A 24,327-nucleotide genomic window follows, 5' to 3' on the forward strand; every position below is an offset into this window, starting at 1 on the left:
CTCCCACAATCCGACGGTGTAACGCGAAACACCTCACGATTGGCTCCACTCGGGGTGGATGCATCGGCTTTTTCGCCTACCTTGGGACAGGTGAGCGCACTAGACCTTCCCATCGAGCTGCGCCGCGCCCTGGCTGCTGTCGCACGAGTGCCCCGGCTTCTGGTCGCGAGCGACTACGACGGCACATTGTCGCCCATCGTGTCCGATCCGGACAATGCTCATCCCCATGCCGAAGCGGTTCGCGCCCTGCGCAACCTCGCGGTTCTCCCTGCGACCTCCGCCGCGGTGATCTCGGGACGCGCACTCAAGGACCTGGCAGCGCTCTCGCGTCTGCCCGTGGAGGTCAAGCTGGTCGGAAGCCACGGCTCCGAGTTCGATGTCGGATTCGTCCACGCCATCGACGACGAATCCAAGAGCCTGCTCCGCGACATCGTCATCGGGCTCGAGGCGATCGCGAACCGCTTTCCCGGCGTCGGGGTGGAGGCGAAGCCCGCAAGCGCCGCTCTGCACGTGCGCAATGCCATGCCCGAAGATGCCGAGCACGCGCTGGCGGCGGTGCGCGGCGATCTCGCGCTGCGCCCCGGCATCCAGGTCACCGAAGGCAAGTCCGTCATCGAGCTGTCGGTCGTCCCGACCGACAAGGGCAGCGCACTCGACATCATCCGTCACCAGGAATCCTGCAGCGCCGCAGTGTTCTTCGGCGACGACGTCACCGACGAGAAAGCGTTCGCGTCCCTGCGCGGACCCGACGTGGGCATCAAGGTCGGCGAAGGCGAGACGATCGCCGAGTTCCGGGTGAATCGATCCGACGACGTGGTGGCCGCGCTGGCCTTCCTCCTCGAGGAACGACGCACCTGGTTGTCGGGCGCCCACGCCGCACCCATCGAACGACTCACCATGCTCGCGAGCCCGCGCTCGAAGGCATTGGTCACGCCCGACGGCACCATCACCTGGTTGTGCCATCCGGAGCCGGACGCAGCCGCGATCTTCGCCCATCTGCTCGGCGGCGACGCCGCCGGTCATTTCACGATCGGCCCGACGCGCGAGGCCCTTCCGCTGAGCCAGCGCTACATCGACTCGACGATGACCGTCGTGACCCGCTGGGCGAGTCTGGCGGTGATCGATTACCTGCCGCACGACGTCGATGCCGGCCGCACCGACCTGACGCGGGTGATCGCCGGCCGCGCAACGGCAGTCGTGACCTTCGCACCGCGACCGGAATTCGGTCAGGGCCAGGTGATCCTCGAGGCCGAGGACGACGGCCTGCGCGTGCACGGCTTCAACGAGCCCTACGTCCTGCGGTCCCCGGGTGTGCGCTGGGACATCACCAGCGACGGCGGCCACCACACCGCTCATGCCGTGGTCGACCCGTCCGAGGGCGATATCACTTTGGAATTGCGTTGCGGTACAGAAGATCTCGACGAACATCCAATCTCCGAAGTGGAGCGTCGCGCACAAGCGGAAGCATACTGGTGGCAGTGGGCCGCGGAACTCGACCTCCCCACACTCAAGCCCGATCTCGCCAAGCGGTCGGCGCTGACATTGCGCGGTCTCGTCCACGAACCGACCGGATCGATCCTCGCGGCAGCGACCACGTCACTGCCGGAGGAGATCGGCGGCGTGCGCAACTGGGACTACCGGTACTGCTGGCTACGCGATGCGGCACTGACGTCGCACGCGCTCGTGGACGTGGGCTCACTCGCCGAGGCCGAGAACTACCTCGATTGGGTTCACGGGGTCCTCGAGACGTTGCCCGGACCCGAGCGCCTGCATCCGCTGTACACACTCGCAGGTGGCGCGTTGCCCCCGGAGGCCGTGCTCGATTCCCTTCCCGGATATGCGGGTTCGCGACCGGTGCGCGTCGGCAACGCAGCCAATCAGCAGGTCCAGCTCGACGTGTTCGGCCCCATCGTGAATCTGATCTCCGCGGTTGCGCATCGGCGCGACGCACGCGGCGCCGACCGCGCGTCCGCGCTCACGGATCGCGACTGGGAGCTGGTCTGCTCGATGGTCACGGCCGTCGAACGTCGCTGGTTCGAACCGGATCACGGCATCTGGGAGATCCGCGACAACCCGCGACACCATGTGTATTCGAAGGTCATGGGCTGGCTCACCGTCGATCGCGCGCTCGCACTCGCGTCCACGTTCTCGCGACCCGCCGGTGAGGAATGGGAATCCCTCCGCGACGAGATCGCGGAGGAAGTTCTCGAGAAGGGCTGGAACGACGACGTCCGTTCCTACACCGCCGCATACGACGGCACCGATCTCGACGCGGCAACCCTGTTCATCGGACTGACCGGATTGATCGACCCCACCGACGAGCGGTTCCGCGAGACGGTCCGGGCCACCGAGGCGGAATTGCGGAGTGGTTCGACGGTGTACCGGTACCGCCACGAGGACGGACTGCCGGGCATCGAGGGCGGCTTCCATCTGTGTGCGGCATGGCTCGTCGAGGCGTATCTGCTCGTCGGGCAGCGCAACGACGCGGAGGCACTGTTCGCTCAGCTCGTCGCTGCCGCCGGCCCGACCGGCCTGCTCAGTGAGGAGTACGACCCGGTCGCCGAGCGGTCGCTGGGCAATCACCCGCAGGCATACAGCCACATCGGGCTGCTGCGCTGCGCTCAGCTGCTGGCCGCGAAACCCGTCTGAGCACTACTACTCTGCGTACCAGCCGGTGCTTTCGACGGGTCCCGAGGTCTTGCCGAATACGAGCCGGGTGTCGAGGATCTCGAGCTCGGGTATGCCCGAGTGCGCGGGCGACGCCAACAGCAGTTCGCCCGCGCGGCGTCCCTTGTCCTTCTGGGGCTGGCTCACCGTCGTCAAGCCTTCACGCAGAGCCTCGTCGACGCCGTCGAATCCGGTGATCGACAGGTGGCCGGGGACGTCGAGGCCCGCTTGGTCGGCCCACGCGAGCGCACCGAGCGCCAACACATCGGTGGTGCACATCAGCGCGGTGATACGCGGGTTGACGCCCATGATCTGTGCGGCGGCAGACTGCCCGTCGCCGGAGGTGTGGGTGAACCGTTCGACCACGGTGAGCGCGGAATCGTCGAGCCCGGCGGCGCGCATGGCGTCGCGGACCCCGAGGATGCGTTCGCGTTGGACGTGGAAGCCGGTGTCCCCGAGTGTGGCGAAATCGACGACACCGTCGTGCCGTTCGCGACCGAGCCGCATGCAGACGATCCCGAAGTCGCGGTGACCGAGCTCGATCAGATGGGTGGCCAGATCACGCATCGGGCTGCGGTCGTCGATTCCGACGACCGGGGCCACCTCGAGACCGCGCGGCTGGTCGCACGCGACGATCGGCAGGTGCCGCTCGAGCACGGCCGCCAGATAGGGATCCTCGGGCGGCACCGAATAGACGACGAACCCGTCGACGGATGAGCGGTGCACGACCTGCGCGGCATCGGCGTCGGAGAGGCCGGGGCCCGCGGGAATGAGCAGCAGGCCTTGCCCGGCGGCTTCACATGCTTCGGACAGACCTGAGAGAAAACTCATCGCGGCGGGATCGCGGAACGAGTAGCTCAGGGCTTCGGTGAGAAGCACCCCGACCGCCCCTGCCTTACGGGTGCGCAGCGACCGAGCCATCGGATCGGGACCGGCGTAGCCGCGGCGTTTCGCGACCTCGAAGACCCGTTCGCGCAGCTCAGTGGATAATTGATCCGGCCGGTTGTACGCGTTCGAGACCGTGGTGCGGGAGATTTTCAGCTCGGCGGCGATCGACGCCAGGGTCGCCTGTCGGCGCGGCTGACGGGACCTGGACATGATCGGACCGTAGTCCTGTGTCGATACTCACGACCAAGCGGGTTGGGCAGAATGCTGAAATCGTCCGCTAAAGTGGAACGGTAACGGTTTCCAATAGCGTTAGGGTGGCCTCACCGTCGCCGTGTCGCACCCCGACCCAGGAGAGAACAACTGTGCGTCTGTCCTCCCGCGCCGCGCTCGCTGCGGCCACCCTGTCGTGCGTCACCGTCCTCGCTGCATGCGGCTCAGAGACGGCAGGCGGCCCGAGTTCGGACGGCGAACTGCGTGTGGTCGCCTCGACGAACGTGTGGGGCTCGATCGCCCAAGCGGTCGCGGGCGACCGGATCGAAGTCGAATCGCTGATCTCACAGCCGAGCGCCGACCCGCACTCCTACGAGGCGAGCCCGCTCGATGCCGCAGCGATCAGCGACGCGTCGTTGGTGGTGTACAACGGCGGCGGATACGACCACTTCGTCGACGACATCCTCGAGTCCATCGGCGGCGAGGTTCCCACCGTCGAAGCATTCGCACTGTTCGAGTCCGGTGAACACAGCGACCTGCACGCCGGCCACGACCACGGCACGAGCACGGATACCCCCGCGGCCGAAACACCGGCAGAAGACGAGGCCACACACGACCACGCAGGCGACGATCACGGCGGCGACGGTCACGAGGGCCACGATCACAGCGGCGTCAACGAGCACGTCTGGTACGACCTCGCGACCGCCGACGCCGTCGCACACGCCGTCGCCGAGCAACTCTCCGAGCTCGACCCGGAAGGTGCGCAGGTGTACCGCGACAACGCCGCCGCCTTCCACGAGAGCCTGCACGGCATCTCCGACGTGACGACCCGGATCGCAGACACCCACGCCGACGCACCCATCGCGCAGACCGAGACCATCGGCCACTACCTCGTGCTGTCGGCCGGTCTCGACGACGTGACCCCCACCGACTTCACCAACGCGATCGAGAACGGCACCGACCCCTCGCCCGCGAGCATCGCCGAAACCCGGCAGCTTCTGCTCGACAAGAAGGTCGGAGTCCTTCTCTACAACCCGCAGACCGAGGACAAGGTGAGCCGGGAGATGCGCTCCGCCGCCGAATCTTCAGGCATTCCCGTCGTCGAGGTTTTCGAGACCCTGCCCGAGGGCCTCGACTACATTCAGTGGCAGACCCGGACCGCCGAGTCGCTCGCCACCGGACTCGATTCTGCGTCGTGACCCCCACGCACAGCCCCTGACCACAGCTCGAGAACGCGGACTCCCGGTGACATCTTCCTTCCCCGACCACCCCCACGCGGTCGAACTGAGCGGCGCCCGATTGGCGTTCGGTGAACGCACCCTCTGGGACCACCTCGACCTCGCGGTGCACCCCGGAGAATTCATCGCGGTCCTCGGGCCGAACGGTGCCGGAAAGACCTCCCTGCTCAAGGTTCTCCTCGGCCAGCTCCCGCTCAGCTCGGGCACCGCCACCATCGCGGGCACACCGGTCCACACCGGCAGCCCCCACGTCGGATACGTACCGCAGCAGAAGACCCTCGACGTGGGTGTCCCGCTACGCGGCCGCGACCTCGTCGGACTCGGCGTGGACGGACATCGTTGGGGCACGGGCATACGGCATTTCAAGCGCCGCAAGACCGCTGTGGATGCCGCGATCGCTCAGGTCGGCGCACAGTCGTACGCGAACGCGCTGGTCGGTGACCTGTCGGGCGGAGAGCAGCAACGACTCCGGGTGGCACAGGCACTCGTGGGCGATCCGCAGGTCCTACTGTGCGACGAACCGCTGCTCAGCCTCGACCTCGCCAACCAGCATCTCGTCTCGGCGCTCATCGACCAGCGACGCAAGGACCACGACACCGCCGTCCTGTTCGTCACCCACGAGATCAATCCCATCCTTCCGCTCGTCGACCGGGTGCTGTATCTCGTCGACGGCCAGTTCCGCATCGGCACGCCCGCCGAGGTGATGACCTCCGAGGTGCTCTCCGAGCTGTACCGCACCGAGGTCGAAGTGCTCGAGATGCGCGGGCGGCTCGTCGTGGTCGGCACCGGCGACGCCATCGATGCGCTCGGCAGCGCGGGCGGGCTCCGCCCGGGCGAAGGCGTCCACCATCACCATCACGAGGACCACGCATGAGCAGCAAGTTCACGGACGCCATGGGACGGCTGTTCGACTTCCGGACCACCGCCGACCTGCTGCAGTACGACTTCGTGCAACAGGCACTGATCTCGGGCGCCATCCTCGGCCTCCTCGCCGGTGTCATCGGTCCGCTGATCATCAGCCGACAGATGGCGTTCTCGGTGCACGGCACCTCCGAGTTGTCTCTCACGGGCGCCGCCGCAGCACTGCTGGTCGGAGTCTCCGTCGGGCTCGGTGCAGTCGTCGGCGCAGTGGTCGCGGCGATCCTGTTCGGATTGCTCGGCACCCGCGCCCGCGAACGGGACTCGGTGATCGGCGTCGTCATGGCCTTCGGACTCGGCCTCGCCGTGTTGTTGCTGTGGGCATACGACGGCCGCACCGGCGCCGCGTTCTCACTCTTGACCGGTCAGATCGTGGCACCCGGCGGGACCGGCATCTCACTGCTCGCAGGCTGCGCGGTCGTGGTGATCGGTGCCCTGGTCCTGATGTACCGTCCGCTGCTGTTCTCGAGCACCGACCCCGAGGTCGCCGCCGCACGTGGCGTGCCGGTGCGGGCACTGTCCATGGTCTTCGCGGTACTCGTCGGCATCACCGCCGCGCTCGGTGTGCAGATCGTCGGTGCGCTCCTCGTCATGGCTCTGCTCATCACGCCTGCCGCCGCAGCGGCGCGGGTGACCCGTGGGCCGCTTGCGGCGACGATCCTGTCGGTGATCTTCGCCGAGGTCGCGGCGGTCGGTGGCATCCTGCTCGCGCTCGCACCCGGTGTCCCGGTCTCGAGTTTCATCACCACGATCGCCTTCGTCATCTACCTCGTGTGCCGGACGATCGGGTCGGTGCAACGTCGCCGGGGCGCGGGACGGGTTCTGGCACCGTCCTCCTGACGTCCGCTCGGTGCGGGACAATCAGCGGATGCGCTCCCGTACGAAAGTTCTCGACGCGACGCTCGCGCTCATCACGAGCGACGGGTTCGACGCCGTCACCATCGCGGGCGTGGCGAAGGCGGCCGGCGTCTCCCGACAGACGGTGTACTCGATATTCGGGAGCCGGGAAGATCTGGTATCGCAAGCGGTCGCGAGCGCGGCGCTGGGAGGACTCGACGATATCCGCACCCGGTTGTCCGGAACGGACACGCCGTGCGAGTACGTCGTCGAACTGCTTGTCGCCGGCCGGGGGGCGGTGCGTGACAACCCGGTACTCGCCGCATTGCACCGTTCGGGACGCGAGCATCCCTTCTTCGACACGGGCATGGTGAGCCGGGCGAAACCGGTCGTCCATCACCTGCTTGCACCATTGACCGACAAGTATCCGCAGATCGCTCCCCAGCTCGACGACATCGCCGACATCGCGCTCTTCCTCGGATTGTCGGTGGTTCTGTTCGACGATCCGGAGATGCACTCGGACGACGAGTTGCGGCGATTTCTCACCAGATGGCTCGGTCCCGCGATGCCCAAACCTTGACACTCAGAACCCTTGTGTCTAGTTTTGCACGCGACCCGGAGACATCCGCCGGGGTCGAGCGGACTCTTGGGGGGTCGAAATCTTGTCGAGCATCACCAGGCGCACATTTCTCGCAGGGGCAGCCACCGTCGGCGCCGCACTGGCGGGAGCATCGGCCGCACACGCGTCCACCGGCATCGCTGCCCGAACGAACAAGGTTCCGCTGACACGCGAGGAACACCGCGTCGTCATCATCGGTTCCGGCTTCGGCGGCGGTGTGAGCGCACTACGCCTCGCCGAAGCCGGGGTACCCGTCACCATCCTCGAGCGAGGAAAACGCTGGCCTACCGGACCGAATTCGACAACCTTCCCGCGAGTCGACGCACCCGACGGTCGCATGCTGTGGTTCCGCTCCGCACCCGAGCTCTTCGGCAGGCCCGTCATGGTCGAGCCGCACACCGGGCTGGTCGAGGCGGTCGTCGGACAGAACATGACCGCCCTGTGTGCCGCGGGCGTCGGCGGTGGATCACTGGTCTACCAGGGAATGTCGTTGCAGCCCAGCGAAGAGGTGTTCAACACCCACTTCCCGACCGAGCTCGACTGGGCCACCATGAATCGCATCCACTACCCGCGCGTCGCTCGGATGCTGCAGCTCGCGACGGCCCCCGACGAACTCGTCTCCCACCCCAACTACGCCGCAGCGCGCATCTTCGCCGACCGCGTGAAGCAGGCCGGACTGCCGCTCGAGAAGATTCCCATGCCGATCGACTGGGACTATGCCCTCGCCGAGCTGCGCGGTGAGATGACCCCCTCGTACACCGACGGCTCCGGTGCTCTCGGTGTCAACAACGGCGGCAAGCATTCCGTCGATGTCACCTACATCGCTGCTGCCGAGGCCACGGGTCTGGTGACCGTGCAGACCCAGCACGAGGTCAGGGACATCGAACGTGCCTCCGACGGCCGGTGGACCGTGCACGTCGACCGGATCGACACCTCGGGGAATCTCCTCGAGAACAAGATCCTCACCACCGACACACTCATCCTGGCCGCAGGCAGCGTCAACACGACCCGCCTGCTGGTCCGGGCATCGCAGAAGGGTCAGATCTCGGATCTCCCCGACGATCTCGGACGCAACTGGGGCAGCAATGCAGATCGCATCTATCTCTGGACCGACATGCGCGAGGACTTCGGTGCCTTGCAGGGCGGCCCGGTCGTCTACGGCAGCAAGAACTGGGACGATCCGAACGCCGCCTTCACCGTGATCCAAGCGTCGATTCCGGCGATGGGCGTCAACTCTCGTAGCACCGTGCTCGTGGGCTACGGCATCAGCGACAGCCGCGGCTCGTTCGTCTACGACTCCGCGAGAGACGACGCGATCCTGCATTGGCCGAAGGACGGCGACGTTGCGATTCAGAACGGCCACATCGATCCCACGGTGCGCAGGATCGTGGGCAACACAGGCATCGCCACCGACACCAATGCCATCATGCCGTCCACGTGGCACCCGCTCGGCGGGGCGAGCATGGGCGGAGTCTGCGACCTCGACGGACGAGTACACGGCCAGCGCGGCCTGTACGTACTCGATGGCGCCCTGCTTCCGGGCCACGCCGGTGCGTGCAACCCGTCGATGACCATCGCTGCCGTCGCCGAACGCGCACTCGACAACATCGTCGCGAAGGACGTCGGGGTGACGATCTGACACCCGCCTAGAATTGGGCACGTGACCCGCATCGACCTGAACAGCGACCTGGGCGAAAGCTACGGGCAGTGGCGCCTCGGCGACGACGAGACCATGCTCTCACTCGTGACGAGCGCCAACATCGCATGCGGGTTCCACGCGGGCGATCCGTCGACGCTGCTCGAAACCTGCAGGGGCGCTGCAGATCATTCCGTGCGCATCGGTGCACAGGTGGGGTATCACGATCTGACGGGATTCGGTCGACGATTCATCGACGTCGAGCCCGCCGAACTCACCGCCGAGGTCATCTATCAGATCGGCGCCCTCGACGGTCTCGCTCGTGCGGCAGGTTCGGCGGTCAGTTACGTCAAACCGCACGGCGCCCTGTACAACGCGATCGTGCACCACCGCGAGCAGGCCCGCGCCGTGGTGGAGGCGATCCGCTCCTACAACGCCTCCCTGCCTGTGCTCGGCCTTCCCGGCTCGGTGTTCCTCGAGGAGGCCGAGCGCGCGGGACTGGTCGTGGTGACCGAGGCGTTCGCCGACCGCGCATACACACCCGAGGGCACCCTGGTGTCACGACGCGAACCAGGTGCCGTGTTGCACCACCCTGATGTCGTGGCCCAGCGCGTGTTGCGCATGGTCACCGAGGGTGTGGTCACGGCAATCGACGGCACCGACGTACGGGTGGACGCGAAATCCGTATGCATCCACGGCGACTCTCCCGACGCCACCGTCATGGCCGTGGCCGTCCGGGCACTGCTGGACGCCGAGAACATCGACATCCGCGCATTCGTCTAGGTTTCGCGCGTGAGACTGCTACCCAACGGCGACTCCGCGATGCTCGCGGAGTTCGATTCGCTCGACGACGTGCTCGCGCATTTCCGGGCACTCGATGCGGTGCGCATGCCCGGTGTCGTCGACCTGATTCCCGCCGCCCGCACACTCCTGGTCTGCTTCGACGCCGAGACGGCCCACGCCGACGACGTACGCCGCTGGCTCGTCGAGACACCGCCGGTGCGTGCGGACCCCGCCGCAGGTACGGAAGTGGTGATCGAAGTCCGGTACGACGGCCCCGATCTCGAGGAGGTCGGGGAACTGTCCGGACTGGGTGTCAGCGAAGTGATTGCGGCACACACCGGCCAGGTCTGGACCGTGGCGTTCGGCGGGTTCGCCCCCGGCTTCGCGTATCTCACGGGCGGCGACAGCCGCTTGCACGTACCCCGGCGCGACTCCCCGCGCACCTCGGTGCCCGCGGGCGCGGTCGGGCTGGCCGGCGAATTCTCCGGCGTCTATCCGAGAAGTTCCCCCGGTGGCTGGCAGCTGATCGGCACCACGGAACAGGTGCTGTGGCAACCGGACCGGACCCCACCTGCACTGTTGCGTCCCGGCGCCACGGTGCGATTCGAACCCCGCTGAGGCGCCGATTCGCCTCGTCAGATTCCCAGTACGGCCTTCGCTATCAGGAAGTACACCACCAGGCCCGTCGCGTCGACGAACGTGGTGATGAACGGATTGGAGAAGACCGCGGGATCTGCACGAATCGCCTTGGCCGCCAACGGCATGACCCCACCGACGGTGGCCGCGAGCGTGCACACGGTGAGCAGCGTCAATCCGATCACCGCTCCCACCGACATGTCGTAGACGAGAGTCGCGAGCACGAACGCCACTGTTCCGAGCAGCACCCCGAGTGAGAGCCCCACCCGGCTCTCACGGGCGACGACACGACCGATGTCGCGGGGGCTCACATCGTCGAGGGCCAACGCGCGCGTAACGGTGGTCGCCGCCTGGTTCCCGGTGTTGCCGCCGGTGCCGATCAACAACGGCACGAACAACGCCAACGTCACGGCCTGCTCCAGTGTCGACTCGAACACCTCGAGCACCTGCACGGTCAGCGTCGCGCCCACTGCCAGCACCAACAGCCACACGACCCGTGAGCGCACCAGTTGCCCCACGGGAGTGGCAAGATACGGTTGCCTCAGCGGCTCGGTGCCACCGATGCGGGCCTGGTCCTCGCTCTCGGCCGATTCCAGGATGCGCAGCGCATCGTCGACGGTGAGGATGCCCACCAGCCGTGTCTCGCTGTCCACGACGATCAGCGCCAGCAATTTCAGCTCGGCACAGCGACGGGCCGCTTCCTCCGCTTCGTCGGTGGCACGCGCGAAATACGGCTCGTTCATGATGTCGCCGACGACGCTGCCCTCCGGCGCGCCCATCAGCTCTCGCAGCCCCACCACGCCGACGAGGACCCGGTTCCTGTCGACGACCGGCAGCGTGTAGACCGTCTCCGCATCGTGGAGGCGGCTCCGAACCATCGCGAGCGCTCGTTCGATCGGCATGTCGAGGCGCAACGAGACGAACTCCGGGCTCATCCGCCGCCCCAGCGCACCCTGCGGGTAGCCGAGGATGGCTGCCGTCATTTCACGTTCGTCGTACGGAAGACCTCGCATGAGCTTCGCTGCAACGGTGGCCGGCAACTCGTCGAGCAGTTCGACTCGATCGTCGGGCTCGAGATCGGCGAAGATCGAGGCGACCTGATCGTCCTGCAGACCACCGACGAGAGCGCTCTGCAGACTCGGATCCAGCTGCTCGAACACCTCCATCGCCTGGTCCTTGGGAAGCAACCGATAGAGCACCGCACGGTCGGTAGGGTTCAGCCGCTCGAGCACGTCGACGAGCAGTTCCACACTCAGGTCGGTGACCGCATCGTGCGCCGCGGTCAGATCGCCGTCGCCCAATGCACGCTCGACCATCCGGGTCGACTCGACACGGGTCGCCTCGACACGGGTGATCTGATCGTCTCGGCTCATCACGTCTCCCTCGAACTGCGGCACTCCAACCTAACGTGCTCCGGGTGCGCCCACCGAACTGTGCTCGCGCCCGACCGCGGTGTGCGAGACGATGGATCCATGGCATGGCTCGAGGTCGTCATCGGTGGCATCTTCACGACCGTGCAGGATCACGGGCGCATCGGACACGGGACCGACGGCGTGACCGGATCCGGTGCTGCCGACCGCACGGCGCACGACGCCGCAAACAGGCTCGTCGGCAATCACCCGGATGCCGCCACACTCGAAATGACCGGCGGGCTCTCCGTCCGCAGTGTCGGCGACACGGTGGTCGCGGTCACCGGGGCCCGCGTCGACGTGACGGTCAACGGCCGCGCGGTGGGCGACTACGCGAGAGTGCTGCTCCGCGATCAGGACATCGTTTCGGTCGGCGTGCCGGCCGAGGGGTTACGGTCGTATCTGGCGGTCCGCGGCGGCATCGACGTGCCGGAGGTGCTGGGAAGCCGCTCGACCGACACGTTGTCGGGCACCGGTCCCGCGCCTGTGCGCGCCGGTGATCGGTTGCTGGTGGGTGCGCTCGCGAAAGAGCTCCCGGGTGAGGAGCAGATTCCGCCGCCCGCCCCGGTCTGCGATCCCGTCGAACTCCGTGTGCGGATCGGTCCCCGCGACGACTGGTTCACTCCCGCCTCGGTCCGGGCACTCCTGCACGAACCGTGGACGGTGACACCGCAACTCGATCGGGTGGGGATCAGGTTCCGCGGCCCCGGCCCCCTGCACCGCTCACGCCACGACGAACTTCCCAGCGAGGGCATGGTTGCGGGTTCGATTCAGGTGCCGCCGGAGGGGCACCCTGTGTTGTTCCTCGCGGATCATCCCGTCACCGGTGGATATCCGGTGATCGCCGTAGTGAGAACAGCGGACCTTCCCACGGCGGCGCAGCTCCGGCCGGGTCGGCGTGTGCGGTTCGTCCGACTGATCTGAGCGTCGACTTCGTTGTCACGCACAGTGATCCGGCCGAAGTCGCCGGCGCTCGTGCGTACCTCCACGATTCCGGACATCACGTGGCCGCGGGGCGCGAGCAACGCGGCGATCAGGTACTCCAGCCATTCGGTGTAGCGTTGACCTCCTCCGTCGACTTCGTTGTCACGCACAGTGATCCGGCCGAAGTCGCCGGCGCTCGTGCGTACCTCCACGGTTCCGGACACCACGTGGCCGCGGGGCGCGAGCAACGCGGCGATCAGGTACTCCAGCCATTCGGTGTAGCGTTGACTTCCTCCCCCGCGTGAACGCGGAGGATTCCTACGCAGCCTCACCATCCGGCAAGGTCTGTTCAGCGGGTTCCTGCTTCACCGGGTCCGCGCATGCAAGCACACGTCTTACGCTCCCTCCACAAGCGTTTACCCTCTCCACCAGCCCGGCGGCGAGCAACACATTCACAGCGGCGTTGTAGTCCCGATCCAGCACCAGCCCGCACGACGGGCACACCCACACCCGCACATCCAACGGCTTCTTCCCGTCCCGCACCCCGCAACCCGCGCATACCTGCGACGTCGGTTCCCACCGACTGATCGTGTGCACCACCGCGCCATACCGGGCGGCCTTCTCCTCGATCAACCGGGTCAGCGTCGACCAGCCGGCATCGTGCACCGACTTCGCCACCCTCGTGCGCGCCAAACCCGCCACCGACAATCCCTCGAGGGCAACCGCTTGGTTCTCGCGGACCAACCTCAATGCCAGCTTGTGATGGTGATCCAGGCGCGTCTCGCGCACCTTCCGGTGCGCCGCAGCGACCTTCCGGCGAGCCTTTGCCTGATTCTTCGAACCCCGCATGGTGCGTGAATACGCCCGCTGGGCGCGGCCCAGACGCCGTTCCTTCGTCCGCAACCAGCGAGGATTGTCGACCTTCTCGCGAGTACCGTCGTCATAGACGATCGCCGCCAGATCGGTCAACCCGACATCGACACCGGCAGCCCGAGCCGGCAGGGTCGACACCACCACCGGCGCCGGCTCGTCGACCACGAAGGACACATAGTGCCGGCCGTCCGCCTCCCGGATCACCGTCACACTCGACGGATCCGCCGGCAACGGCCGCGACGACTCGTACCGCACCCGCCCGATCTTCGGCAACCGCACCAGGCCGATACCACCGCCCGGCTCGAGAACCGAGAACCCGGCGTTACGGGTGAAACGAGCAGACTGGCGATGTGTCCGCTTCTTGAACCGCGGCGCACCGACCTTGCGGCCCTTGCGTTTCCCGGTGCGGGAATCGAAGAAATTGGCGTACGCGCGATGCAGGTCCGCCAGCGACTGCTGCAACGGCACCGAGGACACCTCGGCCAGCCACGCCCGTTCGGGTGTCGTTTTCGCGGCGGTCAGCGCCGCCGACAACTCACCTTTACTCGGGATCGGCCTGCCCGCCCTGCGGGCGGATTCTCTCGCGGCGAGGGCGTCGTTGAACACGACCCGGCAGCACCCGAACAGTTGAGACAGTGCCCTGTGCTGTTCCCCTGTGGGGTAGGCGCGGTAGCGGTATCGCTTGAGCACACCAGCACGATAGCATTTGGTGTCATGACTGATGTTGACCTTGTCCGACGTGGCAGACATGCTCTCTGGGATTGCCATGTACATTTGGTGTTTGTCACAAAATTCCGCCGGGGCGCGTTCACCGGACCGATCTTGGCGGACTGCGAGAAGATCATGCGGAAAGTGTGCGCGGACTTCGGATGCGAGCTGCGGGAGTTCAACGGCGAGGACGATCATGTGCACCTGCTCGTCGGCTTCCCCGCCACCGTGCAGCTGTCGAAGTTGGTGAATTCACTCAAGGGCGTGTCATCGCGGCACCTGCGGCGCGATCACGCGGAGCACCTTTCCCGGTACCTGTGGGGCGGGCATTTATGGTCCCGCTCCTACTACTGCGGGACTGCGGGCGGCGCGCCGTTGTCGGTGATTGCCGAGTACGTGAGGTCTCAACGGCGCCCTGAGTGACGGTGATTCACCTCCACCGTGAACGATGGAGCACTCTCACTGAGATCGGTAGAAGACCTGGTCGCCGTCCCACTCGAGGGCGCTGCCGTCACCGGTCGGGACCCACTGACACCACGACAATGGCCGCCCGCGGGTGGGCAGACCGTCGCGGCCCGCATTGTGAGGACCGCTCGCAGATCCCGCGAACCCGGTGAGGAAATCGATCTCCTGCCGGTTCAACGGCGGTGTGATCTCGAATCGCCCGTCGAACGCCGTTGTGTATGCCACTCGTTGCCCCCGCTTCCGTCCGGTCCTACCGATACAGACGCAGCGGGGGCCCGATCGGTTCCCGTACGAGCGCCGAAAAAATCAGGAACGACGACGGCGCGCGATGTCGGCGAGCACGACGCCTGCCGCCACCGACGCGTTGAGTGATTCCACGTCGCCGGCCATCTGGATGGACAGGATCGAGTCGCAGGTCTCGCGGACGAGCCGCGAGAGTCCCTTGCCCTCGGATCCGACCACGACGACCACGGGATCGGTGCCGTCGAAATCGTCGAGATCGGTGTCGCCGCCTGCATCGAGCCCGACGACGCGAACACCCTGGGACTGCCAGTCCTTGAGCGTGCGGGTCAGGTTGGTTGCCCGCGCGACCGGGAGCCGCGCGGCAGCACCCGCGCTGGTACGCCATGCGACGGCGGTGACCGATGCGCTGCGACGCTGCGGAATCACGACGCCGTGACCACCGAACGCGGCCACCGAACGAATGATCGCGCCGAGGTTACGCGGATCGGAGATGTTGTCGAGCGCCACCAGCAAGGGCCTCTCGTGCCTCTCCTTGGCGCGCACGATCAGGTCGTCGGGATGCATGTACCGGTACGGCGGCACCTGAAGACCGATGCCCTGATGCATGCCGTTGGCGCTGAGCCGGTCGAGTTCTGCGCGCGGTACTTCGAGGATCGAGATACCGATGTCGGCGGCCCGCTGCACGGATTCCTTGAGCCGATCGTCGGCTTCCGCGCCGACCGCGACGTAGAGCGCGGTCGCGGGTACTTCTGCCCGCAGACACTCGACAACGGGGTTGCGGCCGAGAACCATTTCGGGCCCGTCCTCGGGCTTGCGTCCACCCGGGCGACGACCGCGGGTGTCGGCGGTTTTCGCCGCTGCACGGGCGCGCCGTGCAGCGGGATGGTACGAACGTTCCTCGGCTTTCGGGGTCGCTCCGCGGGCTTCGAGTCCGCGACGGCGCTGACCGCCCGAGCCGACGACCTGACCTTTCTTCGTTCCGCCCTTGCGGATTGCTCCGCGACGCTGGGAATTGCCTGCCATCACTGCCCTGCTTTCAGGGACCACTCGGGTCCGTTCGGCGTATCCGTTACTTCGATCCCCGCCGCTGTCAGCCGGTCACGTACTTCGTCGGCGACCGCCCAGTTCTTCTCGGCGCGGGCGCTCTGTCGACGATCGAGTTCTGCTCCCACCAGCACATCGAGGGCGGCGAGCGCACCCGACTCGTCGCCGGAGCTCTCCTGCCAGTGTGCATCGAGTGGGTCGACGCCGAGGACGGAAAGCATCGCACGGACCTGGGAAGCGATGCGCACCGCTTCGGCCAGGTCTCCGTTGTCGAGTGCCTTGTTGCCCTCGCTGCGCCTGCCGTGGATCTCGGCGAGCGCCTTGGGCACCCCGAGATCGTCGTCGAGTGCTTCGGCGAAGGCGTCGGTCCACGTTCCGACGGGAACGTCACCGGCCCGATCGCGTGTCTTGAGCACGAACGACTCGAGTCCGCGGTAGGCCGCGGCGGCCTCGGCCAGCGCCGTGTCGGAGTATTCGAGCATCGACCTGTAGTGGGCGCTGCCCAGGTAGTAACGCAGCTCCTGGGCCCGCACCTGAGTGAGGACGTTGGGGATGGACAGCACGTTACCGAGCGACTTGGACATCTTCTCGCCGCCCATGGTCACCCAGCCGTTGTGCAGCCAGTAACGAGCGAAGCCGTCGCCCGCGGCGCGGGCCTGCGCGATCTCGTTCTCGTGGTGCGGGAACACCAGATCCATACCGCCGCAGTGGATGTCGAAAGTAGAGCCGAGGTAGAACTCGGCCATCGCGGAACATTCGAGATGCCAGCCCGGGCGGCCGCGCCCCCACGGAGTCGGCCACGACGGTTCGCCCGGCTTCTCCGCCTTCCACAGCGTGAAGTCGCGGGGGTCGCGCTTGCCCTGTCCGGCGCTCTCACCCTGGTGGACGTCGTCGAGTTTGTGACCCGACAACGCGCCGTACTCGGGGAAGCTCATCACGTCGAAGTAGACGTTGCCGTCGGATGCGTACGCATGACCCGCGTCGATGAGACGCTGCATGAGGTCGACCATCTGGGTGATGTGTCCGGTCGCGCGCGGCTCCACGGAGGGCGGCAACACACCGAGCGCGTCGTAGGCGCGAGTGAAGGCGCGCTCGTACGTCGTCTTCCACTCCCACCAGGGACGGCCTGCGTCGCCGGCCTTGCGGAGAATCTTGTCGTCGATGTCTGTGACGTTTCTCACAAACGCGACATCGAGGCCTTTCCCTGCAAGCCACCGTCGCAGTACGTCGAATGCGACGCCGCTGCGCACGTGGCCGATGTGCGGCTCACCCTGAACAGTGGCGCCACACAGGTACACCGAGGCATGTCCGGGCACCAGCGGTTCGAAATCCCGCACGGCTCGTGTTTCGGTGTCGAAAAGGCGCAAAGTCACGACAGACCATCCTACCGTTGATCGATGTCAGGTAATACGAGTGCGGTAGCGATAGCCGCCACACCTTCTCCGCGGCCGGTCAGCCCGAGGCCGTCGGTGGTCGTGGCGGACACCGACACGGGCGCGCCGAGCAGATCGGACAGCACGCGCACCGCCTCGTCGCGACGCGGACCGATCTTCGGACGGTTTCCGATCACCTGCACCGCTGCGTTGCCGACGGCCCAGCCCTGCTCGGCCAGCAACCGCCGCACCTCGACGAGCATCGAGGCTCCCGAGGCGCCCGCCATCTCGGGCCGATCCGTCCCGAACACCGACCCCAGGTCGCCCAGACCGGCGGCCGACAGCAGCGCATCACACAACGCGTGCGCGGCGACATCGCCGTCGGAGTGTCCCGAACAGCCGTCCGCATCGTCGAACAGCAGACCGGCAATCCAGCACGGGCGCCCCGGCTCCACCGGGTGCACGTCTGTTCCTATTCCGACACGCACGTGTGTTCAGTTCCCCTCTTCGGTCCGGGCGGCCGCGAGCAGCGCTCGTGCCAGCATCAGATCCAACGGTGTGGTGATCTTGAAGGCGAGTGGGTCGCCCGCCACGGTCTGCACGGACTCGCCGAGCCTTTCGACGAGACCGGCGTCGTCGGTCGCGTCGCCCGTATCGCGATTGGCCCGGTCCAGCAGGTCCGCATCGAACCCCTGCGGCGTCTGCACCGCCCGCAGCGTCGCGCGTTCCGGGGTGCCGGTGACGACACCGCCCGAGTCGACGCTCTTGATGGTGTCGGCGACCGGCAGGACGGGGATCACCGCGCGTCGTCCTGCGCGCAGTTCGTCGACCACCCTGGTGAACAATGCCGGTGGAGTCAGCGCCCGCGCGGCATCGTGCACGAGCACGAACTGCGCGTCGGGTGCGGCCCGCAGGCCGGCTCGTACGGAGTCGGCGCGTTCCGCACCGCCCGCGGTGATCACGACCCGATCGGCGTACTCCTCGAGTACGAGCTCCGCCGGAGGCGTGGCGGCGAGCTCGGGCGGCGCCACCACCACGACGCGGTCGACCGCGCCGGAGCCGAGCATCGATTCGACGGCCCGGTCGAGCATCGTGCGCCCACCGAGTTCGACGAATGCCTTGGGGAGTGCTTCCCCCAGACGGACGCCGCGGCCGGCCGCCGGAATGATTCCGACGACCGGCCCGCGGCGATCGTGTACTTGCTGTATTCGATTCACTTCTCTTGATCAGAACGTCGCGTCGCCGATCAGGATGCGGCGGCGAGAACCTCGTCGAGCATGCTGTCTGCCCTCACCTGGTCAGTTCCCTCGGCGAGCGCGAGCTCACCCACGAGAATCTGCCGAGCCTTGGCCAGCATTCGCTTTTCACCAGCAGAGAGGCCACGGTCCTGTTCCCGGCGCCACAGGTCGCGTACTACTTCCGCAACCTTGTTCACATCGCCGGAGGCCAACTTCTCGATATTGGCCTTGTATCGCCGTGACCAGTTGGTCGGTTCTTCTGTATGCGGTGCGCGCAGCACCTGGAAAACCTTGTCGAGGCCTTCTTGCCCCACTACGTCGCGAACTCCGACGTATTCGGCATTGTCAGCAGGTACCCGCACTGTGAGGTCGCCCTGCGCGACTTTCAGAACCAGATATTCCTTCTGCTCCCCCTTGATGGTGCGTGTTTCGATTGCTTCGATCAGCGCCGCACCGTGATGGGGGTATACGACGGTGTCTCCGACCTTGAAAATCATGTGTCCCGTGCCCCTTTCGATTCTTCCAGTTTAACACGTGACCACATCGCGCTCTCATCAACTGCGCAGGTCAGGGGCATCGACACGTGGGCGCAGGGCTTGACAGGCAACCGGTTACGTGCATTCGGTGATCTGCGACACACCAGCCCTGACGCGGCGTTATGGCCCGTTGTCGTGCACAAAATGGCAATATCGATGACCCGACGCGCACTCCTCGTGGGGCAACTACTACTCTGCCTAGTGGATTGCGAGGCTAACCCCGAGTGGAGGAAAAGTGACTGCTCTCAACACGCCGACTCGTCGAGTCGCGACCGCTGTCGCCCTGGCCGCGGGTGCGACGCTGGCGCTGTCCGCGTGCAGCGCCGGTCAGATCACCCAGACCTCCGAACAGGTGGCTGCGATCAACGGCACCAATACGGATGCCGGCTCCCTTGCGCTGCGCAACGTGCACATCATCTACCCGGATTCCGAGGAGTACAGCATCGAGCCGGGCGGCACCGCTCTGCTGGGCTTCACCATCGCGAATCTCGACGGGTACCGCGACGACGTGCTCACCGGCATCGAGACCGACTTCGCAGGCTCGGTGACCGGCGCAGACAGCATCGAGATCCCGGCACTGGGCTCCGTCGTCGCAGGCGTCTCCCCGGAGACCGCAAAGCTCGTCGAGTCCGTCGACGAATCACCGCAGCCCACCTCGCCCGAGGACACCCCCATCGTGCCCGCCGGCGTCGAGACCGTCGAACTGGTCGACCTGAAGGAGGGTGTCCGGCCCGGCCTGACGATCCCCCTCACCTTCTCCTTCCAGGAAGCCGGCGACGTGACCCTGTCCGTCCCGGTCGACGCAGGGCCCCTGCTCGAGCGCAACGAATCGGAGATGTCCCCGATCATCGGCGACGCCCACTGAGCCGACACGGCTCCCACGCACCACACCGGATGGCCCGGACGAGAACATCCTCGTCCGGGCCATCCGCGTTCTGTCACCGCCTTCGCATATCCTCCGGCCGTGGCCAGAACCAAAACGATCTATCGCTGCTCCGACTGTTCGCACACCGTCGCCAAGTGGGTCGGACGCTGTCCCGAATGCGGAACGTGGGGATCGCTGGACGAAGCGCCGGTGCAGCCCGCAGCCGTCGCCTCGCGTCCGGGTACCTCGCTCGCTCGCGCGGGCGCCGCGGCAATACTGCCCACCACCCCGGCCACTCCCCTGACCCGGATCGACAGCAAGGAAACCGCGGCCAAGTCCACGGGCATCTCCGAACTCGACCGAGTCCTCGGCGGCGGGATCGTGCCCGGATCCGTCGTCCTGCTCGCAGGTGAGCCGGGTGTCGGCAAGTCGACGCTGCTTCTCGAAGTCGTGCACCGCTGGGCTCAGCGCGGCGCCGACGACCGGTCGCTGTATGTGACGGGCGAGGAATCCGCCGGCCAGGTCAGGCTCCGCGCCGACCGCACCGGGTCCGTACACGAACGGGTGTATCTGGCCGCCGAATCCGATCTGGCGACGATCTTCGGCCACGTCGAACAGGTCAAACCGACGCTGCTCGTCGTCGACTCGGTGCAGACGATGCTCGCCGCCGACGTGGACGGCGTGTCGGGCGGTGTCACCCAGGTCAAGGCCGTCACCAGCGCCCTGACCTCACTCGCGAAGGCGAGCGGCATCCCGGTGCTGCTGATCGGTCACGTCACCAAGGACGGCGCGGTCGCGGGTCCACGCTCGCTCGAGCATCTCGTCGACGTCGTGTTGCACTTCGAAGGAGACAAGCATTCGACGCTGCGAATGGTGCGCGGCATCAAGAACCGGTTCGGAGCGGCCGAGGAGGTGGGCTGCTTCGAACTCACCGAAGGCGGCATCGTCGAGGTGTCCGACCCGTCGGGATTGTTCCTCCAGCATCGGAACGAAGAAGTCTCGGGCACCGCGGTGACCGTCACGATGGACGGCAAACGCCCACTGCTCGGCGAGGTGCAGGCACTCGTGGTCCACACCCAGAATCCGTCACCCCGGCGCGCGGTGAGCGGCCTGGACTCGGCGCGCGTCGCAATGGTCCTCGCCGTGCTCGAACGGCGCTGCAACATCCGCAATCTCGGGAAATGCGACGTATACGCGTCGACGGTCGGCGGCATGCGGATCACCGATCCGTCCGCCGACCTCGCATTGGCGCTCGCCATCGTGTCCGCGGTGCGAGATCAGCCGGTCCCGCCCGGCACCGTCCTCCTCGGAGAGGTCGGACTGGCGGGCGAGGTTCGACGCGTGGCCGGGGCCGGTCGCCGACTCACGGAAGCCCACCGTCTCGGGTTCACCCGCGGTGTGGTCCCCCGCAACACCGACGGCGCCCCCACCGACATGAAGGTCCACGAGGTGACGAACCTCGGGCAGGCCCTCATGACCATCGGCTGACCGAGGTGCCGTGCCTGCCCTCCCCGGACGCGAACCGCGCGGCACCGTCGACACCTTCCCGTTCGACGATCGGCACACCGTGGGCGCCCTCGGCGCGCAAGGCCTCGTCGAGCGGCAGGTCGAACGACCGGTACGCCGATGCCCGGTCCACAGACATGCATTCCTGCGGGAATGCAGCCAGTTGCTGCGCGATCTCCCGCGCTGCAGCAAGTGACGTCCCCGTGTCGACGACGCGGTTGACAAGGCCGGACGACAGGGCTTCGGCCGCCTCCACTGCACGGCCCGTGAGGATCATGTCGAGGGCTCTGCCCTGCCCGATGATCCGCGGCAGCCGCACGGTGCCGCCGTCGATGAGCGGTACACCCCAGCGGCGGCAGAACACCCCGAAGACCGCGTCGGCTTCGCACACCCGCAGGTCTGCGAGGAGCGCGAGTTCGAGCCCCCCGGCGACCGCGTAGCCGCTCACTGCCGCAATGAGCGGTTTGGTCAGCGCTATCCGGGAGGGTCCCATCGGACCCGTTCCTCCGCCCTGCGGGTCCAGTTCGTGCCGCCGCTGTGGATCGCCGACCGCGGTGAGGTCGGCACCGGCGCAGAAATGACCACCGGCACCCCAGAGCACCGCGACACGTTGCTCGCCGTCGGCGTCGAACTGTTCGAAGGCCTCGCGAAGTTGCACGGCCATCGGCCCGTCCACGGCGTTCCTGCGGTCGGGACGGTTGAGCACGATGGTGGTGACGGCGCCGTCGCGTTCGACGACGACGTCCGGGGCACCGGCGTCGGAGACGGGCATGTGTCGTTTCTAGCACCGCCGACGCGCCTGTTCTGTCGCATCGGTCATTTTGTCGGACCCGCATGCGAACATACGTTCGTGTCCACTCGAGCAACGATCCTCCACGCCGACCTCGACGCGTTCTACGCGTCGGTCGAGCAACGCGACGATCCGTGGCTGCGAGGCAAACCCGTGGTGGTCGGCGGCGGGGTCGTCCTGGCCGCGAGCTACGAGGCGAAGGCCTACGGAATCACGACACCCATGCCGGGCCGTGGAGCGCGCGCCCTGTGCCCGCACGTGATCTCGGTACCGCCGCGCATGGACGCCTATTCGCGCGCCTCGAAAGAGGTGTTCGCGATCTTCGATCGGGTCACGCCACTCGTCGAGGGGGTCTCCATCGACGAGGCCTTCCTCGACGTATCGGGTCTGCGGCGCATCTCGGGCGAGCCGGACGAGATCGCAGCGCGACTGCGCGCCACGGTCATGGCCGAAGTCGGCCTGCCGATCACCGTCGGTGTCGCCCGGACCAAGTTCCTGGCGAAGGTCGCGAGCGGTGTCGCGAAACCCGACGGGCTGCTCGTCGTCCCACCCGACCGCGAGCTCGAGTTCCTCCACCCACTGCCCGTCGAACGCCTCTGGGGCGTCGGCAAGGTCACCGCAGCCACCCTGCACTCGCACGGCCTGCGACTGGTGGCCGACATCGCGAACGAATCCGAATCCGACCTCACCGCGCTACTGGGCCCGGCGACGGGACGACACCTGCACGCGCTCGCAACCGGACACGACCCCCGACCGGTTCGACGGCAACGTCGACGCTCGATGGGCGCCCAGCACGCGCTCGGCCGAGGAGCCCACAGCATCGAGTCGGTCGACGCGACGCTGCAACTCCTCGTCGACAAGGTCGCCTACCGGATGCGGCGAGCCCACCGAACCGGTCGCACCGTGGTGTTGCGGCTGCGGTTCGCCGACTACACGCGTGCCACGAGGTCGCACACGCTCGGTGTCTCCACCGCCCGCACCGATGTCCTGAGCACCACCGCGCGAGCCCTGCTGGAGTCCGCGAGGCCGTTGGTGGCGGATGGCGGGCTCACCCTCATCGGTGTCGCGGTGACGAACCTGGACGGCGAGGGCACCGAGCAACTCGAACTGCCCTTCGACGAACACGTGCCGTCACGCGATCCGGTATCCGACGAGACCTCCCCGACACACCGCCCGATCGACAGGCACGCCCTCGACACCGTTCTCGACGACGTCCACGGCCGATTCGGGGCGGGGTCGCTCACGTCGGCGACGCTGCTGGGCCGCGACAACCGGCCCGGGGTGCCGATGCTCCCCGATTGAGATCCTCAGAGCGACGAGATGTCCTCGGCACCGGGCAGTCCGTCCGCGAAGTCCTTCCCCTTCTCGAAATGCTCGTGCCCGACGATCACGAACAGTCCGTGGGAGCGTCCGACGACCACGTCCGGATCAGCAAACGGACCATCGACGATGCGCACGTCGGCGCTCGTGTACACCTTGCGGCGCACCGTCCCGTCGACCCGGGCCGTGAATTCGAGGACCGCACCCAGCGGGATGGGTCGCGTGAAGTCGGTGCCCATATGTCCGGTGACCACGGCCGTACGAAACACAGCGTTGCAGGCGAAGCCCTGGATCTCGTCGAACGCGGTCATGAGGATGCCGCCGTGGATGAACCCGGGCCCGCCCTGGAAGCGTGTGGCCACCTCGAAGCGGCCCTTCACCGACAGCCCTTCACCGATCGTGCACTGCATCGCGAGGCCGGTCGGCTGTTCATCGCCGCACCCGAGGCACTTGGACCAATGCTGCGGTATCGGCGCACCAGGACCGGGATGATCCTCGCGAAGATCAGGAACGACGAGGTCGTCGGGCAAGGTCCAGAGACTACTCATGAGCAAGTAATGTAGTTGCGCGCTCGGTTGCAGCTTTTCCGTGGCCCGCGCCG

Annotated in this window: 25 protein-coding genes; 14 read left to right on the top strand and 11 right to left on the bottom strand. The window is 67.0% G+C overall.

What is annotated here, in order from left to right:
• The first annotated feature begins 90 nt into the window (after positions 1 to 90).
• On the top strand, positions 91 to 2,649 hold the full coding sequence (otsB, locus tag ACFWB0_RS03760) for a trehalose-phosphatase (protein WP_378489076.1): 2,559 nt from the start codon (positions 91 to 93) through the stop codon (positions 2,647 to 2,649).
• Between the two features lie 6 nt (positions 2,650 to 2,655).
• Here the strand turns inward: otsB and ACFWB0_RS03765 are convergent, their stop codons facing one another.
• Positions 2,656 to 3,765 carry a LacI family DNA-binding transcriptional regulator gene (locus ACFWB0_RS03765; RefSeq protein ID WP_378489077.1) on the bottom strand — a complete coding sequence of 370 codons (1,110 nt, stop codon included), beginning with the start codon at positions 3,763 to 3,765 and terminating at the stop codon, positions 2,656 to 2,658.
• A gap of 152 nt (positions 3,766 to 3,917) precedes the next feature.
• On the opposite strand from ACFWB0_RS03765, the gene ACFWB0_RS03770 reads away from it, so the two are divergent.
• From ACFWB0_RS03770 to pxpB, 7 genes are all read left to right on the top strand, one after another.
• A complete protein-coding gene (locus ACFWB0_RS03770) occupies positions 3,918 to 4,964 on the top strand; it encodes a metal ABC transporter solute-binding protein, Zn/Mn family (protein WP_378489078.1) in 1,047 nt (348 codons plus the stop codon).
• A 46-nt stretch (positions 4,965 to 5,010) separates the two neighbouring features.
• Positions 5,011 to 5,877: a metal ABC transporter ATP-binding protein gene (locus tag ACFWB0_RS03775; protein ID WP_378489079.1), complete on the top strand. Its 867-nt coding sequence runs from the start codon at positions 5,011 to 5,013 to the stop codon at positions 5,875 to 5,877.
• Positions 5,874 to 6,761 carry a metal ABC transporter permease gene (locus tag ACFWB0_RS03780; protein WP_378489080.1) on the top strand — a complete coding sequence of 296 codons (888 nt, stop codon included), beginning with the start codon at positions 5,874 to 5,876 and terminating at the stop codon, positions 6,759 to 6,761. Before ACFWB0_RS03775 ends, ACFWB0_RS03780 begins: the two co-directional genes overlap by 4 nt.
• Before the next feature lie 28 nt (positions 6,762 to 6,789).
• Positions 6,790 to 7,338, top strand: a complete 549-nt coding sequence (locus ACFWB0_RS03785) for a TetR/AcrR family transcriptional regulator (RefSeq protein ID WP_378489081.1) — start codon at positions 6,790 to 6,792, stop codon at positions 7,336 to 7,338.
• An 82-nt stretch (positions 7,339 to 7,420) separates the two neighbouring features.
• On the top strand, positions 7,421 to 9,016 hold the full coding sequence (locus ACFWB0_RS03790) for a GMC oxidoreductase (protein ID WP_378489082.1): 1,596 nt from the start codon (positions 7,421 to 7,423) through the stop codon (positions 9,014 to 9,016).
• Between the two features lie 21 nt (positions 9,017 to 9,037).
• Positions 9,038 to 9,796 (top strand): LamB/YcsF family protein, encoded by a 759-nt coding sequence (locus ACFWB0_RS03795; RefSeq protein ID WP_378489083.1) that lies wholly within the window; start codon positions 9,038 to 9,040, stop codon positions 9,794 to 9,796.
• 9 nt (positions 9,797 to 9,805) lie between these two features.
• The gene (gene pxpB, locus ACFWB0_RS03800; RefSeq protein WP_378489084.1) at positions 9,806 to 10,414 is read left to right on the top strand and encodes a 5-oxoprolinase subunit PxpB; all 609 of its coding nucleotides are present in this window, start codon (positions 9,806 to 9,808) and stop codon (positions 10,412 to 10,414) included.
• Between the two features lie 17 nt (positions 10,415 to 10,431).
• On the opposite strand, the gene mgtE is transcribed toward pxpB, so the two are convergent.
• The gene (gene mgtE, locus ACFWB0_RS03805) at positions 10,432 to 11,805 is read right to left on the bottom strand and encodes a magnesium transporter (protein WP_378489085.1); all 1,374 of its coding nucleotides are present in this window, start codon (positions 11,803 to 11,805) and stop codon (positions 10,432 to 10,434) included.
• A 99-nt stretch (positions 11,806 to 11,904) separates the two neighbouring features.
• Between mgtE and ACFWB0_RS03810 the strand changes: the two genes are divergently transcribed.
• Both ACFWB0_RS03810 and ACFWB0_RS03815 read left to right on the top strand, forming a co-directional pair.
• Positions 11,905 to 12,765, top strand: coding sequence for a biotin-dependent carboxyltransferase family protein (locus ACFWB0_RS03810; protein WP_378489086.1), 861 nt, complete (start codon positions 11,905 to 11,907; stop codon positions 12,763 to 12,765).
• A gap of 80 nt (positions 12,766 to 12,845) precedes the next feature.
• Positions 12,846 to 13,070 carry a hypothetical protein gene (locus ACFWB0_RS03815; protein WP_378489087.1) on the top strand — a complete coding sequence of 75 codons (225 nt, stop codon included), beginning with the start codon at positions 12,846 to 12,848 and terminating at the stop codon, positions 13,068 to 13,070.
• 13 nt (positions 13,071 to 13,083) lie between these two features.
• Here ACFWB0_RS03815 and ACFWB0_RS03820 read toward each other — a convergent pair whose 3' ends face one another.
• On the bottom strand, positions 13,084 to 14,406 hold the full coding sequence (locus ACFWB0_RS03820; RefSeq protein WP_378489088.1) for an RNA-guided endonuclease InsQ/TnpB family protein: 1,323 nt from the start codon (positions 14,404 to 14,406) through the stop codon (positions 13,084 to 13,086).
• Here ACFWB0_RS03820 and tnpA point away from each other — a divergent pair.
• Positions 14,353 to 14,769 carry an IS200/IS605 family transposase gene (gene tnpA / locus ACFWB0_RS03825; RefSeq protein ID WP_378489089.1) on the top strand — a complete coding sequence of 139 codons (417 nt, stop codon included), beginning with the start codon at positions 14,353 to 14,355 and terminating at the stop codon, positions 14,767 to 14,769. The genes ACFWB0_RS03820 and tnpA overlap by 54 nt on opposite strands.
• Positions 14,770 to 14,805: 36 nt before the next feature.
• Here the strand turns inward: tnpA and ACFWB0_RS03830 are convergent, their stop codons facing one another.
• From ACFWB0_RS03830 to ACFWB0_RS03855, 6 genes are all read right to left on the bottom strand, one after another.
• Positions 14,806 to 15,036 carry a hypothetical protein gene (locus tag ACFWB0_RS03830; protein ID WP_378489090.1) on the bottom strand — a complete coding sequence of 77 codons (231 nt, stop codon included), beginning with the start codon at positions 15,034 to 15,036 and terminating at the stop codon, positions 14,806 to 14,808.
• Between the two features lie 81 nt (positions 15,037 to 15,117).
• Positions 15,118 to 16,077, bottom strand: coding sequence for a 23S rRNA (guanosine(2251)-2'-O)-methyltransferase RlmB (gene rlmB / locus ACFWB0_RS03835; RefSeq protein WP_378489091.1), 960 nt, complete (start codon positions 16,075 to 16,077; stop codon positions 15,118 to 15,120).
• Positions 16,077 to 17,471, bottom strand: a complete 1,395-nt coding sequence (gene cysS / locus ACFWB0_RS03840) for a cysteine--tRNA ligase (protein WP_378489092.1) — start codon at positions 17,469 to 17,471, stop codon at positions 16,077 to 16,079. The genes rlmB and cysS overlap by 1 nt, the downstream gene beginning before the upstream one ends.
• Positions 17,472 to 17,482: 11 nt before the next feature.
• On the bottom strand, positions 17,483 to 17,959 hold the full coding sequence (gene ispF / locus ACFWB0_RS03845) for a 2-C-methyl-D-erythritol 2,4-cyclodiphosphate synthase (RefSeq protein WP_378489093.1): 477 nt from the start codon (positions 17,957 to 17,959) through the stop codon (positions 17,483 to 17,485).
• Positions 17,960 to 17,965: 6 nt separating this feature from the next.
• The gene (gene ispD / locus ACFWB0_RS03850; protein WP_378489130.1) at positions 17,966 to 18,679 is read right to left on the bottom strand and encodes a 2-C-methyl-D-erythritol 4-phosphate cytidylyltransferase; all 714 of its coding nucleotides are present in this window, start codon (positions 18,677 to 18,679) and stop codon (positions 17,966 to 17,968) included.
• Between the two features lie 38 nt (positions 18,680 to 18,717).
• A complete protein-coding gene (locus ACFWB0_RS03855; RefSeq protein WP_378489094.1) occupies positions 18,718 to 19,206 on the bottom strand; it encodes a CarD family transcriptional regulator in 489 nt (162 codons plus the stop codon).
• Positions 19,207 to 19,480: 274 nt separating this feature from the next.
• Between ACFWB0_RS03855 and ACFWB0_RS03860 the strand changes: the two genes are divergently transcribed.
• The gene (locus tag ACFWB0_RS03860; protein WP_378489095.1) at positions 19,481 to 20,110 is read left to right on the top strand and encodes a hypothetical protein; all 630 of its coding nucleotides are present in this window, start codon (positions 19,481 to 19,483) and stop codon (positions 20,108 to 20,110) included.
• Positions 20,111 to 20,209: 99 nt separating this feature from the next.
• Entirely contained in the window at positions 20,210 to 21,598 is a 1,389-nt protein-coding gene (gene radA / locus ACFWB0_RS03865; RefSeq protein ID WP_378489096.1) for a DNA repair protein RadA, read from the top strand.
• On the opposite strand, the gene ACFWB0_RS03870 is transcribed toward radA, so the two are convergent.
• On the bottom strand, positions 21,582 to 22,388 hold the full coding sequence (locus ACFWB0_RS03870) for a crotonase/enoyl-CoA hydratase family protein (protein WP_378489097.1): 807 nt from the start codon (positions 22,386 to 22,388) through the stop codon (positions 21,582 to 21,584). The genes radA and ACFWB0_RS03870 overlap by 17 nt on opposite strands.
• A 78-nt stretch (positions 22,389 to 22,466) precedes the next feature.
• Here ACFWB0_RS03870 and dinB point away from each other — a divergent pair, with 78 nt between their 5' ends.
• Positions 22,467 to 23,708, top strand: a complete 1,242-nt coding sequence (gene dinB, locus ACFWB0_RS03875; protein ID WP_378489098.1) for a DNA polymerase IV — start codon at positions 22,467 to 22,469, stop codon at positions 23,706 to 23,708.
• A 5-nt stretch (positions 23,709 to 23,713) separates the two neighbouring features.
• Here the strand turns inward: dinB and ACFWB0_RS03880 are convergent, their stop codons facing one another.
• Positions 23,714 to 24,274: a PaaI family thioesterase gene (locus tag ACFWB0_RS03880; protein WP_378489099.1), complete on the bottom strand. Its 561-nt coding sequence runs from the start codon at positions 24,272 to 24,274 to the stop codon at positions 23,714 to 23,716.
• Positions 24,275 to 24,327 lie beyond the last annotated feature (53 nt).

Origin of the sequence: Rhodococcus sp. NPDC060086 (assembly GCF_042730275.1) — a bacterium.
Lineage (GTDB): Bacteria > Actinomycetota > Actinomycetes > Mycobacteriales > Mycobacteriaceae > Rhodococcus.